At 66.5% G+C, this 19,790-nt stretch carries 22 protein-coding genes; 13 read left to right on the top strand and 9 right to left on the bottom strand.

Annotated elements, in window-relative coordinates; all coding sequences use genetic code 11:
- Window positions 1–103 precede the first annotated feature (103 nt).
- From TX79_RS01340 to TX79_RS01330, 3 genes are all read left to right on the top strand, one after another.
- Window positions 104–553, top strand: coding sequence for a response regulator (locus tag TX79_RS01340; protein ID WP_049928225.1), 450 nt, complete (start codon window positions 104–106; stop codon window positions 551–553).
- A gap of 47 nt (window positions 554–600) precedes the next feature.
- The gene (locus TX79_RS01335) at window positions 601–1,326 is read left to right on the top strand and encodes an SDR family oxidoreductase (protein WP_049925257.1); all 726 of its coding nucleotides are present in this window, start codon (window positions 601–603) and stop codon (window positions 1,324–1,326) included.
- 149 nt (window positions 1,327–1,475) lie between these two features.
- Entirely contained in the window at window positions 1,476–1,706 is a 231-nt protein-coding gene (locus tag TX79_RS01330) for a hypothetical protein (RefSeq protein WP_049925256.1), read from the top strand.
- Window positions 1,707–1,859: 153 nt separating this feature from the next.
- Here the strand turns inward: TX79_RS01330 and glnA are convergent, their stop codons facing one another.
- Window positions 1,860–3,215, bottom strand: coding sequence for a type I glutamate--ammonia ligase (gene glnA / locus TX79_RS01325; RefSeq protein ID WP_049925255.1), 1,356 nt, complete (start codon window positions 3,213–3,215; stop codon window positions 1,860–1,862).
- A gap of 290 nt (window positions 3,216–3,505) precedes the next feature.
- Complete coding sequence (locus TX79_RS01320) at window positions 3,506–3,820, bottom strand: hypothetical protein (protein ID WP_081655584.1); 315 nt, start codon at window positions 3,818–3,820, stop codon at window positions 3,506–3,508.
- Window positions 3,821–3,957: 137 nt separating this feature from the next.
- Between TX79_RS01320 and hutH the strand changes: the two genes are divergently transcribed.
- Window positions 3,958–5,589: a histidine ammonia-lyase gene (hutH, locus tag TX79_RS01315; protein ID WP_049925254.1), complete on the top strand. Its 1,632-nt coding sequence runs from the start codon at window positions 3,958–3,960 to the stop codon at window positions 5,587–5,589.
- A gap of 89 nt (window positions 5,590–5,678) precedes the next feature.
- On the opposite strand, the gene TX79_RS01310 is transcribed toward hutH, so the two are convergent.
- Window positions 5,679–6,329, bottom strand: a complete 651-nt coding sequence (locus TX79_RS01310) for a helix-turn-helix domain-containing protein (protein WP_049925252.1) — start codon at window positions 6,327–6,329, stop codon at window positions 5,679–5,681.
- A gap of 83 nt (window positions 6,330–6,412) precedes the next feature.
- Between TX79_RS01310 and hutU the strand changes: the two genes are divergently transcribed.
- The 4 genes from hutU to TX79_RS01290 are packed head-to-tail and all read left to right on the top strand — an operon-like array spanning window position 6,413 to window position 10,843.
- A complete protein-coding gene (gene hutU / locus TX79_RS01305) occupies window positions 6,413–8,194 on the top strand; it encodes a urocanate hydratase (protein ID WP_049928224.1) in 1,782 nt (593 codons plus the stop codon).
- The gene (gene hutG, locus TX79_RS01300; RefSeq protein WP_049925251.1) at window positions 8,191–9,168 is read left to right on the top strand and encodes a formimidoylglutamase; all 978 of its coding nucleotides are present in this window, start codon (window positions 8,191–8,193) and stop codon (window positions 9,166–9,168) included. Before hutU ends, hutG begins: the two co-directional genes overlap by 4 nt.
- Window positions 9,165–10,430 carry an imidazolonepropionase gene (gene hutI, locus TX79_RS01295; protein WP_049925250.1) on the top strand — a complete coding sequence of 422 codons (1,266 nt, stop codon included), beginning with the start codon at window positions 9,165–9,167 and terminating at the stop codon, window positions 10,428–10,430. The genes hutG and hutI overlap by 4 nt, the downstream gene beginning before the upstream one ends.
- A 47-nt stretch (window positions 10,431–10,477) precedes the next feature.
- Complete coding sequence (locus TX79_RS01290; RefSeq protein ID WP_049925248.1) at window positions 10,478–10,843, top strand: thioredoxin family protein; 366 nt, start codon at window positions 10,478–10,480, stop codon at window positions 10,841–10,843.
- 70 nt (window positions 10,844–10,913) lie between these two features.
- Here the strand turns inward: TX79_RS01290 and TX79_RS01285 are convergent, their stop codons facing one another.
- From TX79_RS01285 to TX79_RS01275, 3 genes are all read right to left on the bottom strand, one after another.
- Entirely contained in the window at window positions 10,914–11,207 is a 294-nt protein-coding gene (locus TX79_RS01285; protein ID WP_049925247.1) for a hypothetical protein, read from the bottom strand.
- Between the two features lie 71 nt (window positions 11,208–11,278).
- Window positions 11,279–11,818 carry a hypothetical protein gene (locus TX79_RS01280; RefSeq protein ID WP_049925246.1) on the bottom strand — a complete coding sequence of 180 codons (540 nt, stop codon included), beginning with the start codon at window positions 11,816–11,818 and terminating at the stop codon, window positions 11,279–11,281.
- A gap of 68 nt (window positions 11,819–11,886) precedes the next feature.
- A complete protein-coding gene (locus TX79_RS01275; RefSeq protein ID WP_049925245.1) occupies window positions 11,887–12,456 on the bottom strand; it encodes a SprT family zinc-dependent metalloprotease in 570 nt (189 codons plus the stop codon).
- A gap of 281 nt (window positions 12,457–12,737) precedes the next feature.
- Between TX79_RS01275 and TX79_RS01270 the strand changes: the two genes are divergently transcribed.
- Both TX79_RS01270 and TX79_RS01265 read left to right on the top strand, forming a co-directional pair.
- Window positions 12,738–13,040: a DUF7344 domain-containing protein gene (locus tag TX79_RS01270; RefSeq protein WP_049925243.1), complete on the top strand. Its 303-nt coding sequence runs from the start codon at window positions 12,738–12,740 to the stop codon at window positions 13,038–13,040.
- Between the two features lie 334 nt (window positions 13,041–13,374).
- Complete coding sequence (locus TX79_RS01265; RefSeq protein ID WP_049925242.1) at window positions 13,375–14,193, top strand: TrmB family transcriptional regulator; 819 nt, start codon at window positions 13,375–13,377, stop codon at window positions 14,191–14,193.
- 123 nt (window positions 14,194–14,316) lie between these two features.
- On the opposite strand, the gene TX79_RS01260 is transcribed toward TX79_RS01265, so the two are convergent.
- The 3 genes from TX79_RS01260 to TX79_RS01250 all read right to left on the bottom strand — a co-directional run bounded on the left by TX79_RS01260 (window position 14,317) and on the right by TX79_RS01250 (window position 17,543).
- Window positions 14,317–15,252, bottom strand: a complete 936-nt coding sequence (locus tag TX79_RS01260) for a DMT family transporter (RefSeq protein WP_049928223.1) — start codon at window positions 15,250–15,252, stop codon at window positions 14,317–14,319.
- A gap of 111 nt (window positions 15,253–15,363) precedes the next feature.
- Window positions 15,364–16,146: a 3-oxoacyl-[acyl-carrier-protein] reductase gene (fabG, locus tag TX79_RS01255; RefSeq protein ID WP_049925241.1), complete on the bottom strand. Its 783-nt coding sequence runs from the start codon at window positions 16,144–16,146 to the stop codon at window positions 15,364–15,366.
- 83 nt (window positions 16,147–16,229) lie between these two features.
- Complete coding sequence (locus TX79_RS01250) at window positions 16,230–17,543, bottom strand: cobyrinic acid a,c-diamide synthase (protein WP_049925240.1); 1,314 nt, start codon at window positions 17,541–17,543, stop codon at window positions 16,230–16,232.
- A gap of 137 nt (window positions 17,544–17,680) precedes the next feature.
- On the opposite strand from TX79_RS01250, the gene TX79_RS01245 reads away from it, so the two are divergent.
- The 3 genes from TX79_RS01245 (at window position 17,681) to TX79_RS19510 (ending at window position 19,748) form a co-directional block, all read left to right on the top strand.
- Window positions 17,681–18,511: an alpha/beta fold hydrolase gene (locus TX79_RS01245; protein WP_049928222.1), complete on the top strand. Its 831-nt coding sequence runs from the start codon at window positions 17,681–17,683 to the stop codon at window positions 18,509–18,511.
- Window positions 18,512–18,709: 198 nt separating this feature from the next.
- Window positions 18,710–19,354, top strand: a complete 645-nt coding sequence (locus TX79_RS01240) for a MaoC family dehydratase (protein WP_049925239.1) — start codon at window positions 18,710–18,712, stop codon at window positions 19,352–19,354.
- Between the two features lie 238 nt (window positions 19,355–19,592).
- Window positions 19,593–19,748, top strand: coding sequence for a hypothetical protein (locus TX79_RS19510; protein ID WP_195892435.1), 156 nt, complete (start codon window positions 19,593–19,595; stop codon window positions 19,746–19,748).
- The last annotated feature ends 42 nt before the right edge of the window (window positions 19,749–19,790 follow it).

Below are 19,790 nucleotides of genomic sequence, written 5' to 3'. Positions count from 1 at the left end.
AAGCCTTTAGCAAGTACCCTTAACCCGGAACCGAAGCTAGTCAGCGCTGTATCCCTCTCATGTTCGAACTCCAACCGTGGCACCCGCTCTCGCAGTGGCGGCGATGACAGCCCGTTCAAACGATCCCATCGAAATTCTGCTCGTCGAGGACAACCCCGGCGACGTTCGCCTCACGGAGGTTGCCTTCGAGGACCTGCCGATGACCGTCGACCTCGCCGTCGCGACCGACGGCGACGACGCCCTCGAGTTCCTGGCGCGACGGCAGACGAACGAGGCCGAAACCGTTCCTGATCTCGTTCTGTTAGACCTCAATCTGCCACGGATGGGTGGGTTCGAGTTCCTCGAGGCGATCCAGAGCGACGACGAACTCGCTCGGATTCCGATCCTGGTTCTGACGAGTTCCAACGCCTGCGAAGACATCGTCGAGAGCTACCAGCGGGCGGCCAACGCCTACCTGACGAAGCCGTCCGATCCCGACGAGTACGCCGAGATGGTCGAAGCCGTCGCGGAGTTCTGGTTCGATCGCGCCGCGTTGCCGCCCCCGCTCTCCTGATCGCATCCCGGCCCCAGCTTGATGGTCTCGGATGGAACAGTAGGGGTATGACAGCGTCTGCCGTCGAGGTCGATTTCAGCGGCACCGTCGCCGTGGTCACGGGCGCGAGCGGTGCACTGGGGAGTGCGGTCGTCGATCACTTTCACGACTCGAGAGCGACGGTGTGTGCGGTCGACGTCCGCGCCCCGGCCGACGAGGAGAGCCACCTCACGGTATCAGACCGGGACCGGGTCGCGTTCTACGAGGCCGACCTCACCGACGAGGACGCCGTCACGTCGCTCGTCGGGCACGTCGTCGACGACCACGGACGGATCGATCACTTGCTCAACGTCGCGGGCACCTGGCGTGGCGGTCAGTCCATCGAGGAGACGCCGCTGTCGGAGTTCGACTTCCTCGTCGACGTCAACCTGAAGACGGCGTTTCTCGCCTCGAAACACGCTCTGCCACACCTACAGGAGACTAACGGATCGATCGTCAGCGTCAGCGCACGCTCCTCGCTCGAGGGCGGGGAGGGCGATGGCCCGTACCGGATCACCAAGGCGGGAATCCGGCTCCTGACGGAGACGCTCGCGGCGGAAAACCTGGGGACGGTGCGAGCTAACTGCGTCATGCCGAGCGTGATCGACACCCCGGCCAACCGGGAGCTGATGCCCGACGCGGATCACGAATCCTGGGTCGATCCGGTCGACATCGCTGACGTGATGGCCGTCCTCTGTAGCGACGCGACTGCGGTCACGAGCGGCGCGGCCGTTCCGGTCTACGGCGAGGCGTAGCCGACCGTTCGGAACGGCTGGTGGGAATCGGGACCGCGAGTGGCCCGTCTCGCTCCCCTGTGATCGAGTAGCATTTAATTGCCCCGGGTCAGATTTAATTGCAATAGCCGGACCGCTTTTATACCAGAACGGGGTCGCTAGGAGTGACAATGAAATCACAGAAGTCCCGGGAAGCGCCACAGATCGAACGGATCCCCGAAGCGATTTCCTCTCCACAGGCGAAACTCATCTACCTCTGTCTCGAGGCGACCGGCGGGGCGACGGTGGACGATCTGGAGGAGACGCTGGCGTTGAAGAAGATCGACATTCTGAGCGTACTCAACTCGCTCCAGGGCGACGGTCTCGTCGAACAGGACGGCGAGGAGTACGTCGTCGCCTGAGTCCGAGAGGCCATCCGCGACGAATCGGTCGGTCCGGGTGCGATACGTCTTCCCCGTCGCCCTCGTCGAGTTCCTTCGACGCGTTACACGATCGCCACCGTAGGTCGGCGACGACTTCGATTGGCGAAAAGAGCGATCGGCTCCGGTGCCCGGTTAGAACGTCTCGAGGTAGCGGTCGATCTCCCACTGGGAGACGTCGACGAGGTAGTCTTCGAACTCCTGGCTCTTCGCTTCGACGAACTTGGGTGCGACGTGTTCGCCCAGCGCGTCGTAGATGACCTCGTCGTTCTCGAGAGCGTCGACGGCCTGTCCGAGGTTCGACGGCAGCGTCTCGATGCCGTACTCCTCGCGTTTCTGTTCGTCGAACTCGTAGATGTTCTCCCGGATCGGGTCGGGACACTCGAGGTCGCGCTCGATGCCGTCGAGGCCGGCGTGGATCATGACGGCGAACGCGAGGTAGGGGTTACACGACGGGTCCGGCGAGCGCAGTTCGATGCGCGACGCGGCCGGGACGCGGGCCGCCGGCTTGCGGACGAGTGCCGAGCGGTTGCGATCGGACCAGGCGACGTAGACGGGCGCTTCGTACCCGGGGACGAGGCGCTTGTAGCTGTTGACGGTGGGGTTGGCGACCGCCGTGATCGCCGGTGCGTGCTCGAGGATACCGGCGAGGTAGGAGTGAGCGGTGTCGCTGAGATTGAACTCGTCGTCCTCGTCGTGGAACGCGTTCTCGCCGTCTTCGGTCATCAGCGACTGGTGGGTGTGCATCCCCGAGCCGTTGATGCGCGGAATCGGCTTGGGCATGAACGTCGCGTGGAGGTCGTGCTGTGCGGCGATGGCACGAACGACCGTCCGGAACGTCGCGACGTTGTCGGCCGTCGAGAGCGCGTCGTCGTACTCGAAGTTGATCTCGTACTGACCGCGAGCGACCTCGTGGTGGCTGGCTTCGATTTCGAAGCCCATGTCCTCGAGTCCGTAGATGATGTCTCGGCGGACGTCCGAGGCGAGGTCCTTCGGCGCGACGTCGAAGTAGCCGCCGTGGTCGGCGGTCTCGGTGGTCGCGTTGCCCTCCTCGTCTTCCTCGAACATGAAGAACTCGGGCTCGGGGGCGAAGTTGACCTCGTAGCCCATGTCGTTGGCGCGATCGATCGCGTTCTTGAGGACGCGACGCGGATCGCCCTCGAACGGTTCGCCCGTCGAGGTGTCGTAGACGTCACAGATCATCCGGGCCGAGACGCCGTCCTCCTTGTTTCGCCAGGGGAGGATCGCGAACGTGTCCGGGTCGGGGACCAGACGCATGTCCGACTCCTGAATGCGGACGAAGCCCTCGATCGAGGAGCCGTCGAAGTAGATCCCTTCGGTGAACGCCTTCTCGGCCTGTCGCGCCGGTACGGCGACGTTTTTCACCGTCCCGAGGATGTCGGTGAACTGCAGGCGAAGGAAGTCGACGTCCTTCTCGTCGATTTCGTCCAGTACGTCCTGTTCTGCCGAGGTCAGGTTTCCACCTGTCATCTTCTACTCGATCCAACCAATGGATTCTACTATTAAAGCTCTACTGATGTGGGCGAATATACGTAAATCTACACAGAATACAACGATTGTAAAACCACAGCGCAAGTTTTGCGGTTCCAGATGGGGGTCTGTCTGATATTGTTCCGTTAGACTGAGAGAACGTTCAAAAGAACCTCCGATCCGGAGTTTACATTGACCGGAAAATTGGCTCCACATACGGTTCGATGGCCCCTCACTCGGCCTCCGTCTGGACGTTTTCCCACTTATCGGATCGATTCCGTTCGGACGCCCTATCGTGAACTGCCCGTTCTGGGTCGGATGCGCCACAACGCGGTGACCCCGGAGACGCTCGCAGTAACTGCCACGCGCCAGACGTCCACGGAGTGGTGGACGAGGTCCCACCAGGGGGATCGATCCGTTCGCCGCGGTCGCTCGGTGATCGTGGTCGAACAGACCGGACAGACGTACGCCACCGCGTCACCGCTCGGGCGACACACCCAGTCGCCGTCGACGGGGCTCGCGTGGTCGCACTCGAGACAGAACAGCGTCGACTTTCGCCCGATCGTGGCGTCGTCAGCGGGGTCGTCGGTTGCGGGCCGGGTCATCGCGCCGCGGTACACTCCGTGGCGGTAAAGGTGTAGTCCCTGGTGGTCCCCGTCGACGCGGATCGGTACCGACGGGACCACCATGGGCGGGACGGTTATGAAGTAGCTCGGGATGGTCAGAGCGGACGAGAGCTCCCATGTCCAACGAGCACTCGGGCGGTCCGAACGCCGTGGTGATCGACGGTGAGACGCTCTCGCCGACCGACGTCGAGCGCGTCGCTCGCGAGGACGCACCGGTCCGCGTCCCCGAGCGCGCCCGGGAAGCGGTTCGAGAGAGTCGCGACCGCGTGCTCGAGGTGCTCGAGGCCGACGAGGCCGTCTACGGAGTCAACACCGGATTCGGCGAACTGGTGAACGAACGCATCGGTCGCGGGGACCTGGAACTCCTCCAGGAGAACCTCGTACGGAGCCACGCCGTCGGCGTCGGCAGAGAACTCGAGCGCGAGGAGGTCCGTGCGCTCCTGGTGACTCGGCTCAACGCCCTCGTGAAGGGTTACTCGGGGGTTCGGGAGACCGTGATCGACCACCTGGTCGAACTGCTGAACGCGGGCGTCCACCCCGTCGTCCCGTCGCGGGGCAGCCTCGGTGCGAGCGGCGACCTGGCACCGTTGGCTCACGCCGCGCTGGTGTTGCTCGGCGAGGGTGAGGCGTGCGTCGCGAACGGGGACGACGGTGACCGACTCCCGGGCGAGGAGGCGCTCGCCCGTGCCGGCCTCGAGCCGCTCTCGCTCGAGCCCAAGGAGGGGCTGGCGCTGATCAACGGCACCCAGTTGACCGTCGGCCTCGCGGCGCTGTTCGTCCGCGACGCCGAGCGACTGCTCGACGCCGCCGACGTCGCCGGCGCGTTGACGATCGAGGTCGCGATGGGGTCGACGGTCCCCGCGGATCCGGTCGTCTCGGCCGTTCGGCCCCACCCCGGACAGGCGATCAGCGCGCGGAACGTTCGGCGGCTGACGGCCGACTCGAGCATCGTCGCGTCCCACCGCAACTGCGACCGGGTCCAGGACGCCTACTCGCTGCGGTGTCTCCCGCAGGTCCACGGGGCGGCCCGCGAGGCGGTCGCCCACCTTCGGTCTGCGGTCGAGGTCGAACTCAACAGCGCGACGGACAACCCCCTGGTGGTGCCCGCCGAGGACGTCGATCCCCGCGCGACCGTCACGGACCGCGCGGCCGTGCTCTCGGCCGGAAACTTCCACGGCGAACCGCTGTCGCTCAAACTGGACTACGCGACGGCCGCGCTGACCGAACTGGCCGCTATCGGCGAGCGACGCGTCGACCGCATCCTCAACCCGAACGTCCAGGAGTCACATCTCCCGCCGTTTCTCGCCGGTCGTAGCGGCCTCGAGTCCGGCGCGATGATCGGCCAGTACACCGCCGCGGCGCTGGTGAACGAACTCCGGTCCGAAGGACGGCCGGCGACCGACAACGCGACGGTCAGCGGCGGCCAGGAGGACCACGTCAGCATGAGCGCCACGAGCGCGTTGACCGCCCGCCGCGTCGTCGACCGGGCGACGACGGTCACGGCGATCGAACTGCTCTGTGCGAGCGAGGCCGCGGAGTACGTCGACGACGACCTCGAGCACGGGGTCGGCACCGGTGCGGCCTACGACGCGGTTCGGACGGTCGTCGACCCGCTGGAGGGCGATCGGCCGCTTTCGGCGGACGTCCACGCGCTCGCTGATTACGTCGGCTCCGGGGCGTTGCGTGATCGGGTCGACGAGGCGCTCCCCGAGGGGCTCGTTTCGAACGACGACGCCGGCGCGGCCTGAGACGGGTTCCTGTCCGTCAGTTCCGGCGCACCTGTTCGCGGCGGCTGGCCTGCGCTGATCGGTCCGTTGCGAGTCGCCTTCGCGCGGTATCAGTACAGGTACGAGACCAACGACGTGAGCAACTTCCGTTCCGCGCGGCGAAGGTGGTCCTCGACGGTGCGCCGACTGACGTCCAGCTCCTCGGCCAGCGCCGCGGTCGTCGTGGCCCGGGGAATCTCGTAGTAGCCACGTTCCACGGCGAACGCGAGCACCTCGCGCTGGCGGTCGGTCAGCGTGGGCAACACGTCGTCGAGAGTCAACAGCGGCGAGGACCGCGACGGGGACGTGATCTCGCGTTTCGTCCGAACGTCGATCTCGAACCCGTCGTCGACCAGGTCGGCGTAGAGGTCGGTGAGGCTCGCGGAGTCGAGCGCGAGTACCCGGCAGTGTTTCGCCCCGTCCTCGTAACGCAACGGCGGCAGCAACAGGCAGTTGTGCGCCTCGAGGTAGCGGTCGATGGAGGTCGAATGGCGACGCTTGAGACAGGCGCTCGTGATCGCGACGGCTTCGTCGTCCCCCGGGACGTGCTCTTCGACGCCGATGTCCTCGCGGACCTGCGAGAGGACCGATTCGATCGCCGAGCCGGTGACGTACAGGAGGTCGGAGTGGTCGTTACACCACAGTTCGATCCGACAATCGGTCCCGTCCGTCGGCCGCGTGTAAGGGCTCGAGTCGTCGATCGCGAACGTGGCTTCGTACACGTGGTACCGATACGCACGAGCTTATAAATGGTTTTCCGAAGGGAACACCCCTGGTATTGGATCCTCGCGTGGTGGGCTCTCGCATGAGCGAGCAACAGCGATCGCCGTTAGGCGCGGACCCGCCGAGCGACCAGTGGCGCGAGTACCAGGGCGCGCCGACGGGGACGGACCGCGAGTGCGAGGGGTGGCGTCAGGAGGCGGCGCTTCGGCTGCTCAACAACAACCTCGATCCGGAGGTCGCCGAGAAGCCGGAGGACCTGGTCGTCTACGGCGGCACCGGACGGGCGGCCCGATCGTGGGACGCCTACGACGCGATCCTCGCAGAGCTTCGCACCCTCGGGGACGACGAGACACTGCTGGTCCAGTCGGGCAAGCCCGTCGGGCGGTTTCGGACGCACGAGCGCGCGCCGCGGGTGCTCATCGCGAACTCGAACCTCGTCGGGCGGTGGGACACCTGGGAGCACTTCCACGAGCTCGAGGCCGAGGGCAAGATCATGTACGGGCAGATGACCGCGGGCTCGTGGGCCTACATCGGCACCCAGGGGATCATCCAGGGGACCTTCGAGACGCTCGCGGAACTCGCCCGTCAGCACTTCGACGGCGACCTCTCGGGACGGGTCGTCGCGACCGCCGGGCTCGGCGGCATGGGCGGGGCACAACCGCTCGCGGTCACGATGAACGAGGGCGTCTGCATCGCGGCCGAGGTCGACGAGCAGCGCATCGACCGGCGCATCGAGACCGGCTACTGCATGGAGAAGGCGACCGACGTCGACGACGCGATCGACCGGGCGCTGGCGGCGGCCGACGACGGACAGCCCTACAGCGTGGGGGTCCACGCGAACGCCGTCGAGTTGCACGAGACGCTCCTCGAGCGCGACGCGATTCCGGACGTCGTCACCGACCAGACCAGCGCCCACGACGCGCTCGAGGGGTACTATCCGGCCGGCTACACCGTCGCGGAGGCCGACGACCTCCGCGACCGCGACCCCGAGACGTACAGGGTCGAGAGCCTCGAGACGATGGAACGCCACGTCGACGCGATCCTCGAACTACAGGAACGCGGGGCCGTCGCGTTCGAGTACGGGAACAACATCCGCGGACAGGTCGAGGCGTTCCGCGACGCCGACGACGACCGGGCGTGGCCGCTCTCGTCGGCCGACGCCGACGACCGGGGCGCGTTCGACTTCCCCGGATTCGTGCCGGCGTACATCCGCCCACAGTTCTGTCGCGGGAAGGGACCGTTCCGCTGGGTCGCGCTGTCCGGCGATCCCGAGGACATCCGCCGGACCGACGAGGCCGTCCTCGAACTGTTCCCCGAGAAGGATCACCTGCGGCGCTGGATCGAACTCGCCCAGGAGGAGATCCAGTTCCAGGGACTGCCGAGCCGGGTCTGTTGGCTCGGCTACGCTACGGACGCCGGGGACGACGACGCGCTGACCGAACGCGCCCGGTTCGCCCTGCGGATCAACGAACTGGTCGCCGACGGCGAGATTTCAGCGCCGATCGTCGTCACCCGCGATCACCTCGACGCGGGGAGCGTCGCCAGCCCGAACCGGGAGACCGAGGCGATGAAAGACGGCACCGACGCCGTCGCCGACTGGCCGATCCTCAACGCCTTGCTCAACTGCGCCGCCGGCGCGGACATCGTCAGCGTTCACGACGGCGGCGGCGTCGGCATCGGGAACGCCCTCCACGCGAACAACCACGTCGTCCTCGACGGCACCGATCTCGCCGCCGAGAAGGCGGAGGCGGTGTTTACCACCGACCCGGGGATGGGCGTCGTCCGCCACGCCGACGCGGGGTACGAGGACGCCCTCGAGGAAGCCCGTCGATCGAACGTCCACGTTCCGATGGAGGACGAATGACGCCGGACCGACCGGACGCCCTCGCCGACGCCCTCGAGCGTCCCGACTGGGAGGGATGGCACGGCCCCTCGAGTGATCCGAACGACCGACAGTTCGGGGACGCCGTCGAGTCGGTCGCGCCCGCGGACCTCGAGTCCGTCGACGTCGCGCTGGTCGGCGAACCCTACGACGGTGCCGTCATCGGTCGCCGCGGTGCGCGCGAGGGGCCGCTCGAGATCCGGCGATCGCTCGCGGGCGTCAAGACCGCGCTGACTTCCGGCACCGATCCGACCGCCGGGGACCCGCTTCGGGTGGGCGATCTCGGTGACCTCGCGCCGCCGTCGGGTGACGTCGCCGACGTACAGGCACACGTTCGCGAGCACGTCCGACCGATCCACGAGTCGACGGCACTGCCTGTCTTCGTCGGCGGGGACAACTCGCTGACCTACGGCAACGTCGCGCCGCTGCTCGAGCGCGAGGAGACGGTCGGCGTCGTCAACGTCGATGCCCACCTCGATTGCCGTGCGGTCGTCGACGGCCCGACGAGCGGCACGCCTTACCGACAACTGCTCGAGGCGGGCCTCGAGACGTACGTCGCCGTCGGTGCGCGCCACTTCGAAACCTCCGGCTCGTACGTCGACTACGTCCGCGAGCACGGCGGGGCTATCGTATCCGCCGAGGCCTTCGACGAGGGCACCGACGCGGTCCTCGAGACGGTCCGAGACGCGCTCGCGGGCGTCGACCGCTGCTACCTCAGCGTGGACTGCGACGTGCTCGACGCGGCGGCCGCTCCCGGGGTCAGCGCACCTACGCCGGGTGGACTCTCGACGAGAGAGCTATTCGCCACCGTACGCGCGCTGGCCGGGGACGTCCGGCTGGCGGGCGTCGAGGTCGTCGAGTGCGCGCCGCCGCTCGATCGGGACGGGAGAACCGTCGACGCCGCGGCGCGAACGATCGCACACGCGATGTCCGGCTATCTGGAGGGGCGAGCATGAGCTACACGATCGTCCACGACGCGTCCGAACTAGTGGTCGGCCCGGCCGAGCACGACCCGAAGGCGTCGGCCGATCCGCCGGCGGAATCGGTCCTCGAGACCCAGACCGACGCCGCGGTCGTGATCGACGAGGGGACCGTGGTCGAGACGGGACCGAGCGACGCCCTGACGCGCGAGTATCCCCTCGAGAACGCCGCGACCGCGATCGACGCGAGCGGACGGTGTGTTCTCCCGGGGTTCGTCGACTGCCACACCCACGCGCTGTTCGCCGGCGACCGATCGGACGAGTTCGCGGCGAAACTGCGCGGCAAGGAGTACCAGGAGATACTCGAGGACGGCGGCGGCATCCTGCGGACCGTCCGGGCGGTTCGATCGACGAACGAGGACGAACTGGTCGAACGACTGCTCGATGTCCTCGATCGGATGCTCGCCCGCGGAACGACGACGGTCGAGGTCAAGTCGGGCTACGGACTCGACACCGAGACCGAACTGAGGATGCTGTCGGCGATCGATCGGGCCGCAGAGCGCCACCCGATCGACGTCGCCCCGACGTTCATGGGTGCTCACGCGGTCCCCGAGGGGCGCGACGCCGACGAGTACGCCGACGCGGTCGTCGACGAGCAACTGCCGGCGGTCGCCGAGCAGGGCGTCGCCGAGTTCTGCGACGTCTTCTGCGAGGCGGGCGTCTTCACCGTCGAGCAGTCCCGCCGGATCCTCGAGGCGGGCGCTGAGTACGGGCTGACGCCGAAGATCCACGCCGACGAGTTCGAGAACCTCGGCGGCGCGCGACTGGCCGCCGACCTCTCGGCCGCCAGCGCCGATCACCTGCTGCAGTCGACCGACGACGACGTCGCCGCGCTGCTCGAGGCCGGCGTGACGCCCGTCTTGCTTCCCGGGACCGCGTTCGGCCTCGGCGGCGAGTACCCCGGCCTCGCGCCCTACCGCGAGCGCGGGGTCGTCCCGGCGGTCGGGAGCGACTTCAATCCCAACTGCTACGCCCTGAGCATGGGCTTTGCCGCCACGCTTGCCTGCGTCGGCGTCGGGATGACCCCGGGCGAGGCGATCCTGTCGATCACCGACCGCGCCGCGGCCGCCCTCGACCGCTCGGACGTGGGCCGCCTCGAGGCAGGATCGGCGGGGGACCTCGTCGTCCTCGAACGGCCGTCGTACCGCCACCTGCCGTACGCGTACGACGCGACCCTCGTCGAGACGGTGGTGAAAGGCGGCGACGTCGTCGAACGGCGCGCTCGAACGGACGAGTAGCCGGGACGCGACGGAACCGGTTTCCGCGTTCGGCCCGTACGGCGGTTATGGAAGAGCGCACGGTCAAACCCGTCCGTCTCGAGGACGGCGACGACGTCGACGCGTTCGTCGGCGACCACGACGTGGCGCTGATCGAGTGTTACACGAAGGGCTGTTCGCTGTGCCAGGCGATGGAACCGGTCCTCGGAAACGTCGCCCGGGAAACCGGAGTTCCGATCGGCATGGTGAACCCGGAAGCGGACCTCGAGTTGGTCGACCGATTCGACGTCTCGTCGGTGCCGACGCTGGTGATATTCGACGACGGCGAGCAGGTCGCGAGCGTTTCCGAGGGGTTTCTCGGCGGGGACGACGTCGTCGCGCTGCTCGACGAACACGTTCCGCAGGCGCTCGAGGACCGAGACGGAGCGGGATAACTGGTTCCGGCCGCACTCGGAGAATGGATTCCGGGCGCGTCGATACTGACCCCCAGCCGCTCGGATGAGGTCAGTCGTCCTCGGTTGTCGTCTCGCCGCCGCTCTCGTCCGCGAGTTCGTCGGGGTCGACGTCGCCGTCGAGAACCCGTTCGCCGAGGTCGGTAATCTCGTACACGCCGGTCATGTGCTTCTCGAGCAAGCCGTGATCGGCCAGTTGGCGACACCGGTAGGCCGCCTGTGGATCGGGGCAGATGTCGGCCTCGACGACGTGCGACGGGGCGAACACGTCCTCGTCAGCGCGGAACAACTCGAGGATATCCTCGTCCAGCGGGATCATCCACTCCGGAATCTCGTCGTCGTCCATACACGGTGATAGGCGGTCCGTGGCAAAGAAAGAACTGACGTTTCGCTGCGGCCGCCGCCGGCTTCGACGGGTCAGGCGGTTCGATCCGGTAGCAGGTCGGTGTGAACGACGGCCCGGTACTGGTCGTCGGTTACCTCCTCGAGTCGGCCCAGCAGTGCCAGTACCTCGGGGAAGGATTCGGGGAGTTCGAACCCGTCGTCCGGGTCGTCGGCACGTTGTTTGCAGCGTTTGACGAACGACGACAGCGTCGGCAGCGTATCGGGTCTGGCGTAGACCACGCCGAGGTCGTTCTCGACGCGCTCGCTCCAGCTATCGACGATCCGTTCGGTCTCGACGCGCGGCTTCCGGTTACGTTCGGCGAGTTCCTCCGCGTCGACGTCGGCCTCCTCGAAGACGCTGTCGAGGGTTTCCTGGAGTTTCTCGGTGTCGCCGTCGATCACCGGCGCGTCCGCGTCGGCCTCGAGCAAGGCGTCGAACGCCTCGAGTTCGCGCTTTCGGACGGCGACGGGATAGACGAAGTCGTGTGAGTCCTTGGGTAACGTGTACGACTGGCCTTCGACGCCCTGCTCGCCAGGCCCCGTACGTCCCAGCATCAGATCGAGTATTCCCATACGTCTAGGCCCTCGAAGAAGGCGAATAAGTGTTGTGCGACGGATCGAAATCCGATCGCGTGGCTCCGCTACCAGCGATCGCCCAGCGCCGCTTTCACGCCGCCGAATTCGCTGGCGGCGGTCCAGGTCCGGCCGCTGTCGACGTGTTCGACCTCGTAGGCACCGCCGCAGTTGCCGCACCGATACTGGTCGGGAGCCTTGACTGGCTGAGAGGCGCGATGGCGCTTGGTCTCCCACTCGCAGTCGGCCGTGAGACACCGGAGGACGTACCGCGGTTCGGTAAACGACTGGCAGTGTCGCGGCGCATCGAGCGTTGCGGCTCGGTTCCGAAACCGCGGGCCGTGACCCGACTCGCCGAACTGCTGGAACTCCCAGGCGTGGACCAGTTCGTGACGGACCACCGCGGCGAACTCCGGCCAGTCGTAGGCTTCGTAGGCCCGCCGCGCGAGAACGATCGTCGCCACCTCGCGGTCGGCGTTCCACCGACACGCGCCCGCCCGTCGCTTCGCACGGGCGGAGACGTCCCACTCGAGCGCGTCGCGGTCGATCTCGATGTCGTGTTCGTCGAGGACCTCGCGGGCGTGGATCCGCGCCCGGGCGAGGAGTTCGTCCTCGAGGGTGTACTCGCCGTCGGTCACGGGCGCAGGAACGAACGACTGACGGGAAACTCTTTCTACGGCGAACGACCAGCGGGCGGTCAGGCGATCGGGGGTCACCCACGCCCAGTCGTCTCTGTCAGCCGACATGTAAATGGCAGTCGGAATACTACCCGAGCCGATCGGAGTTCGTCGCCATCCGACGGTTTCGAACGCTGAGGGGCGGCCTGACGACGGTCACTCGGTTAATCAAAACGACGAACATCCGTGAAAATGTAACCAGTTTAAGGATAGACGGCTCGTATCGACGCTCGAAACAACCGATGAACGATGATCTATTCGACGCACTGGCCGCCGTTCATCGACGTCGAATACTCGTCGGCCTGCTGGAACACAATCCGCGACAGCTGTCCGAACAGGTCGAACGCGACTCGATTCTCGGTCGCTCCGAAATCGACGAGGTCCGTCTTCGACACGAACACGCGCCCAAACTCGACGACTGCGGGTTTATCGAGTGGGACAGGGAGGCCGGCCGACTGACGCGTGGGCCTCGGTTCGAGGAGATCGAACCCGCCCTGAGGCTGTTAGACGACAATCGGGACCGACTTCCCGACGACTGGGTCTGATCGAGCGCCGACAAACGGGAGACCATACTGATCTCTCGCCGGCGGCTATACGTCGACGAGACAGCAGTCTCGAGCGGACTGGTGCAGTTCTAACTGCAATCTCTAGGAGGTAGGAACGGCGTACCCGTAGTGGTTGGGCCATGCCGGGTACGCCGTTTCATCGTATCCCTCCCAGGGTCAAGTAGCTTGTGTGATAATCCGAGTGAATCGAGTATTTCGTCGCGACGGGGAACGAGACGGGATTGGCGGAACGGCGAGTGGTCGAGACACGAATCCTTTTCCCTTCGTCGCTCCGTAGTAAACGTGTTCAAATCACTGAACGCGTGGTTGGGCCATGACACAGGACGACACTACCGAGGAGCCGGTGAGCCTCCTCCAGGAGCTCGGATTGCAGGAGTACGAGGCACGATGCTTTCTCGCGTTGACCAAACTCTCGACCGGAACGGCGAAAGACATCCACGAGGTTTCGGAGGTGCCACGAACCCGGGTCTACGACGCGATGCGGGTGCTCGAGTCCCAGGGGCTGGTCGAAGTCCAGCACTCGAGTCCCCAGCAGTTTCGCTCCGTCGGGATCAGCGAGGCCGTCCGGACGCTCCGGCAGAAGTACAACGATCGAATCGATACGCTCGAGAGCCACCTCGAGTCGATCGAACGTCGGGAGACCGACCAAAGCGAGGACCACCTCCAGGAAGTGTGGTCGTTGACCGGACACGACGCGATCGAATCCCGAACGCTCGATCTCATCGACCGGGCCGAGTCCGAAGTCGCGTTACTCGTCGTCGACGAGTCCGTTCTCTCGGAGTCCGTCGTGGAGGAACTCCACGAAGCCGACGAACGCGACCTCTCTATCATTCTCGGCGGTCAGACGGAGCCTATTATCGGGGAACTCGAGGCCGAGTTTCCGGGAACGAGCGTGTTCCAGACCGAACTGAACTTCCTGATGGGACAACGGTCCGACCACGAAGTCGCGATCAGTCGCATCTTGCTGGTCGATCGCGACACGGTCCTGATCGGGTCGTACTATCCGGACGACGGCGACACCAAGGGGGACGAGCAGGCGATCATCGCCAGCGGGCTCGAGAACGGCGTCGTCGTCCTCCTTCGCCGTCTCGTCTCGACCGGATTGGCCGCCAACAGCGATCCGGCCCAGTGAGCTCGAGCGCTCTACCAGCGCTCCGGCTACGTCGAAATCGATCGGAGACGAGCCGACGATGGCGACCACGAGTTCGTCCGGTACCGTCGATCGCTCTGATCACGGCAGTCGGCGCGGCCGTCGTCAGTCCCGTCTGGCCGATCGAACGTCGCCGTCCGTCGGTGGCGACGTCCTGCGTTCCCGACGGATGGTCGTCACGTAGATCCCCGTAAGGACGACGAGTCCACCGACGACGGTGATCGCGTCGGGCACCTCGGCGAGCAGGAGCAGCGCCAGAATCGTCGCACCGACCGGTTCGCCCAGCCAGGCGACGCTGACCACGACCGACTCGAGGTGTTTCAGGGTCCAGTTGACGACGGTGTGGCCGAAGACGCCGGGGCCGACGGCCATTCCGAGAAACAGCAGCCACTCGCGGGTCGGATACGCGACGTACTCGTGCCCCTGGACGCCGACGACGGCCAGCAGCGTCAGCGCGCAGGCGGTGTAGACGACGGTCACGTAGGGAAACAGGGAGACCCGCTGGCGGATCGACCGGCCCGCGAGGACGTAGCCGGCGACGGTGATCGCCCCGAGGATCGCGAGCGCGTTGCCGTACATCGTCGCGTCCGACAGGGGCGCTTCCCCGGCGTCGCCGAGCGACATGGCCGCCGCGCCGACGATGGCGATGCCGATTCCCGCGACGGTGACGCCGTCGACGCGCTCGCCGAGGACGAGTGCAGCACCGATCGCCACGAAGACCGGCTGACTCTGGACGAGCGTGACGCTCGCGGCGACGCTCGTGTGATTCAGGCTCTCGAACCAGGCGGCGAAGTGGATCGCGAGGGCGACGCCCGCGACGACCGCGAACGCCAGGTCACGCCCGGAGAGGCGGGCGAACTCCTCGCGGTGAGCGTAGAGCGCGACGGGCGCGACCATCGCCGTCGTGAACAGCACGCGGTAGAAGGCGGCGACCGAACTGGGGGCCTGACTCCAGCGAACGAGGATCGCGCTCGTGCTCGCGGCGAAGACGGCGAACGCGAGCGCGACGACCGGCGTCACCTCGAGGTCTGCCCCCTTCACGTCGTGGCCCAAACCGCCGACCGGTCAAACCGGTTGTGAAAGCGGCGAGGGGTTCGCCGGCCCGCAGCGAACGGCCGGGCCGACGGGCGAGAGCAAGCGGGCCGCCGGCGGTCACCACTCCATCCCGCCGTTGATGCCGATCACCTGGCCGGTCATGTAGTCTGCGTGGTCGCTGGCGAGAAAGCGCACCATCCCGACCACGTCTTCGGGATCGGCGAACCGATCCAGCGGGATGTCCTCGCGGATCTTCTCCTGGATCCGTTCGGGCACCTTCTCGAGCATGTCCGTCTCGGTGAAACCGGGCGCGACGCAGTTGGCCGTCGAGCCCGTACTCGCGAGTTCCAGCGCCAGCGTTCGGGTGAACGCGAAGAGACCGCCCTTCGAGGTGGCGTAGTTGGCCTGCCCGTAGTTGCCCTGCTGGCCGACGACGCTCGAGATGTTGATCAGGCGACCGTGCTCGGAGGTTTTGATGTCCTCGTAGAACGCCTTCGTACAGTTGAACGCCCCGTTCAGGTTGACGTCGATGACCGTCTGCCAGTCCTCGTAGGTCATCTCCTCGAATTTGCGATCGACGGTGATCCCCGCGTTGTTGACGAGGACGTCGATCTCGCCGAGTTCGTCCCGTACCTCGGCGGCCATCCGTTCGACGGCCTCCGGATCGGCGACGTCGGCCTGCACGGGGACGGCCGTCTCGCCGTTGGCCTCGATAGTCTCGGTCACCTGGCGGGCGCGCTCCTCCGAGGAGCGATAGTTGACCGCGACGTCCGCGCCACAGCGGGCGAGTTCGAACGCGATTTCGCGGCCGATCCCCCGCGAGGACCCGGTGACGAGACAGGTGCGATCGCTTAACGGCCGACGCTCCAGAGGCTCGAGTCGCTGGACGGTTTCGGACATGCAGTTGACGTCACCACGTCCTCCGTGTTAACTCTGTAACCCCGTATCAACAGACGACGACCGGTCACGTTCCGGATACGGGATCACGCCGAGAGCCGCTCGAGGAACCGATCGAAGGCGCTGCTTTCCGCGTGGACGTGCGTGTAGGTTCCCAGCGAGTCGTACTCGGTCAGGCCGTCGTGGTCGCCGTCGATTCCGTCACCGCGGACCGTCTGGAACGCGAACTGTGCGTCGCCGTCGACGGCGGCGCTCGAGTAGTGGAACTCGTGGCCGCGCACCCGCTCGCCCGCGTCGGCCGTCAGCGTCTCGTCGCGGGCCTCGAGTTCGACGTGATCGAGCGCCTGGTATCGATCGTGCATCGTCACGTCCGCAGGGAGGATCCCCGCCATCTCGTGGCGCTCGCCGTCGACCGTCGTCAGCGACTGGCTCATCGCCATCAGACCGCCGCACTCGCCCAGCACAGGCAGCCCCTCGCTGGCACGCTCGCCGAGTTCCGTCAGCGTTCCCGACGATTCGAGGGCCTCGGCGTGTAGTTCCGGGTACCCCCCTGGAAGATAGACGCCGTCACAGTCGGGTACCGGATCGCCCGCAACGGGCGAGAAGGTGACGAGGTCGGCCCGCTCGCGGAACCGCTCGATCGTCGCCGGATAGGTGAAACGGAAGGCGGCATCGCTCGCGACGGCGATCCGGGCGTCGACGGCGTCGGTTCCCTGCGACGCGGGTACGGATTCGGGCGCAGTCGCGTCCGTCGCGACCTCCATCAACCGTTCTGCCTCGAGCGTCTCCGCGGCGTCCCGCAACGCGTCGATCGGCAGCGACGCTTCCTCGCCCATCTCGAGTCCGAGGTGTCGATCCGGAATCTCGAGATCCGGCGTCGGCGGGATCCGGCCGAAATAGTCCAGTTCCTCCGGGAGGGCGTCCCGAATCCCCCGCTCGTGGCGGCCGCCGTGGGCGCGCTGGGCGACGATGCCGGCGACCTCGACGTCGCGACCGATCGCGTCGGCGTACTCCCGGAAGCCGAGCGCGGTCGCCGCGACGCTCTCCATGCCCGCCTTCGCGTCCACGACCAGGACCACCGGAAGCCCGAGCGCCTCGGCGACCATCGCCGTGCTCGAGGCGTCGCCGTCGTACAGCCCCATGACGCCCTCGACGACGCAGACGTCGCCATCGCCGCGGTGGTAGTTCCGCCGGAGCCCCTCTTCGCCACAGAGCCACAGGTCGAGCGTGCGAGACGGCCGTCCGGCGACCGCCTCGTGGTGGCTGGGATCGATGAAGTCCGGCCCCGCTTTCGCCGGCTGGACGTCGTAGCCGGCGTCCGCGAGCGCTTGCACGATCGACAGCGTCGCGACCGTCTTCCCGACGCCGGAACTGACGCCGCCGAGCACGAATCCCTGCATCGTGTATCCGTTCGAAGACCACGACTTGAAGCCGTCGGTGATCCCCAAGCGGTCCCCCGAACCGTCGGTCTGCGGTCACGTCCGGTAGCCGCGAGGCGACCCACCAGCATAAATACGCCGCGCCCGCAGAAGGGATGATGGCAGAACTCGCGCTCGAGGACGGGACGCTCTGGTACGAAACGACCGGCGACGGCCCGCCGCTCGTGTTCGTCCACGGCGGCTGGATGAACGGCCAGGCCTGGCGACCCCAGGTGGAGTACTTCGCCGACGATTACCAGGTTGTCACCATGGACGTACGCGGCCACGGCCAGACGGGTGCGACCGATCGCGACCGCTACTCGATCGACCTGTTCACGGACGACCTCGAGACGTTGCTCGCCCACCTCGAGATCGAAGCGCCGATCCTCTGTGGCCTCTCGCTGGGATCGATGGTCGTCCAGCAGTACCTCCAGCGCCACCCCGACGGGCCGTCGGGGGCGATTCTCGCAGGTGCGGTTCGGTCGATGCCGCCCCTCGACCTTCCGCAGGGGCTGAAACCGTTCGTCTCCCCGCTGCCCGCGCTTGCGACGACGCTTTCGATGACCGACTCGGAGACGGCGTTTCGCTCCCTGCTGACCTCGATCCAGGCGACGACCGGCCAGCGGTGGCTCTCGGTCGATCCGTCCGTTCGCGCCGAGGCGCTCGAGGCGGTCGGCGAAGTCTCGCGCCAGGAGTTCCGCAAGATCTTCGGCGCGCTGTATCGCTTCGATCCACCGGACCTGGGCAACGTTACGACGCCGACGCTGGTGGTCCACGGCGAACAGGAAGCACCACTCGTCAAGGCCCAGGGGGAGGAGATCGCGTCGGCCGTCGCGGACGGCCAGCGTCTCACCTTCGACGACGCGGGCCACCTCGTCAACCAGGATCGACCGCGCGCGTTCAACGCTGCCACGGAGGCGTTCCTGCCGAGCGTTTCGCCGACCGCGTAATCGGGGAACCCTGATCCGGCGTTCCGGAGGCGTTACTCGATAGTGACAGTCGATTCCCCGCCCAAGACGGCGTCGACGATCAGCGAGGGCTGACCGTTCCGTCCGTGTTCCCAACGTGTGTTGGCGTTGCGACCAAGGCCGTCACTACGGTATCCGTACTACACAGCGGTACGTAGCGCCGGAACACCGCTGCAACCTATGAGTAGTCAGTCCCCACCGTTCGACGCTACCGACACGACTGCGAACTGGTCGAGCATCTCGAAACACGTCCTCAACAGCTACGTCGAAGCCAACAACGCCGTCCTGGCAGCGATGGGATTGACGCCGCGAAGCACCGACGACCCTGGCCCGCTGGACGAAGCCACCGTCACCGACCCCGACGTCTCCGACGTTTCCTACGGAGACGAACGGTGGACGCTGGAACGGTCGACCGACGACTACGCGGCCCTCGGCGTCGGCGACTTCGTCCGCTTTTCGAAACCCATCCGGAACGCGGACGTCTCCGCGTTCGCCCAGGTGTCCGGCGACACGAACCGCCTCCACCTAGAGGAGGAGTTCGCCGGCCAAACCCAGTTCGGCGGCCGGATCGCCCACGGTACGCTCGTTGCCGGAACGATCAGTGCAGCGCTCGCCCGGTTGCCCGGCCTCACCGTCTATCTCTCCCAGGACCTCGAGTTCCACGCTCCCGTCGAGATCGGCGATATCGTGACGGCCGAGTGTGAGATCGTCGAGGACCTCGGCGACCGCCGGTATCGCCTCCGCACGGCGGTCACAGCCGAGGACGATCGAACCGTGATCGACGGCGAAGCCGTGGTCCTCATCGAGGAACCGCCCGAGGCGTAACGTGGCTTCTCGGTACGTCCACCCTTTCCGTTGGGTTTTCGATCCGTCGCTCTCGCCTTTCACACCCAGCAGCGATTCTCGTTCGGCGTCGGCAGTGAGAATGCCAGCAGCGATTCTCGTTCGGCGTCGGCAGTGAGAATGCTCCTCGAACGTTGCTCGATTTCGACGAAGTTCAGCAATCGCGGTTCCAAAGCAGATTGGAACAACCGTGATACGGGAACCTGCCGAATGTGATACCATGAGCAGATCAGAATCGGTCTCGAAAGTCGTCGCGAAGTGTCGGGCCTGTGAGTCGGTGTTCGTCTCCGAACAGCTCCCCGACGGAACGATCCGTCCCATCGGCGTCTCGGCGGATTGTACCTGTGGAAACGGCGACTTCCACCGTATCTCCTGATTTTCGATTTCGCCACCCACCAGGGGTGGGTACTCGAGTAGC

It is taken from the genome of Halopiger goleimassiliensis (assembly GCF_000455345.1).
In the GTDB taxonomy this organism is placed as follows: Archaea; Halobacteriota; Halobacteria; order Halobacteriales; family Natrialbaceae; genus Halopiger_A; species Halopiger_A goleimassiliensis.
This window is presented reverse-complemented; position numbering and strand designations above follow the sequence as displayed.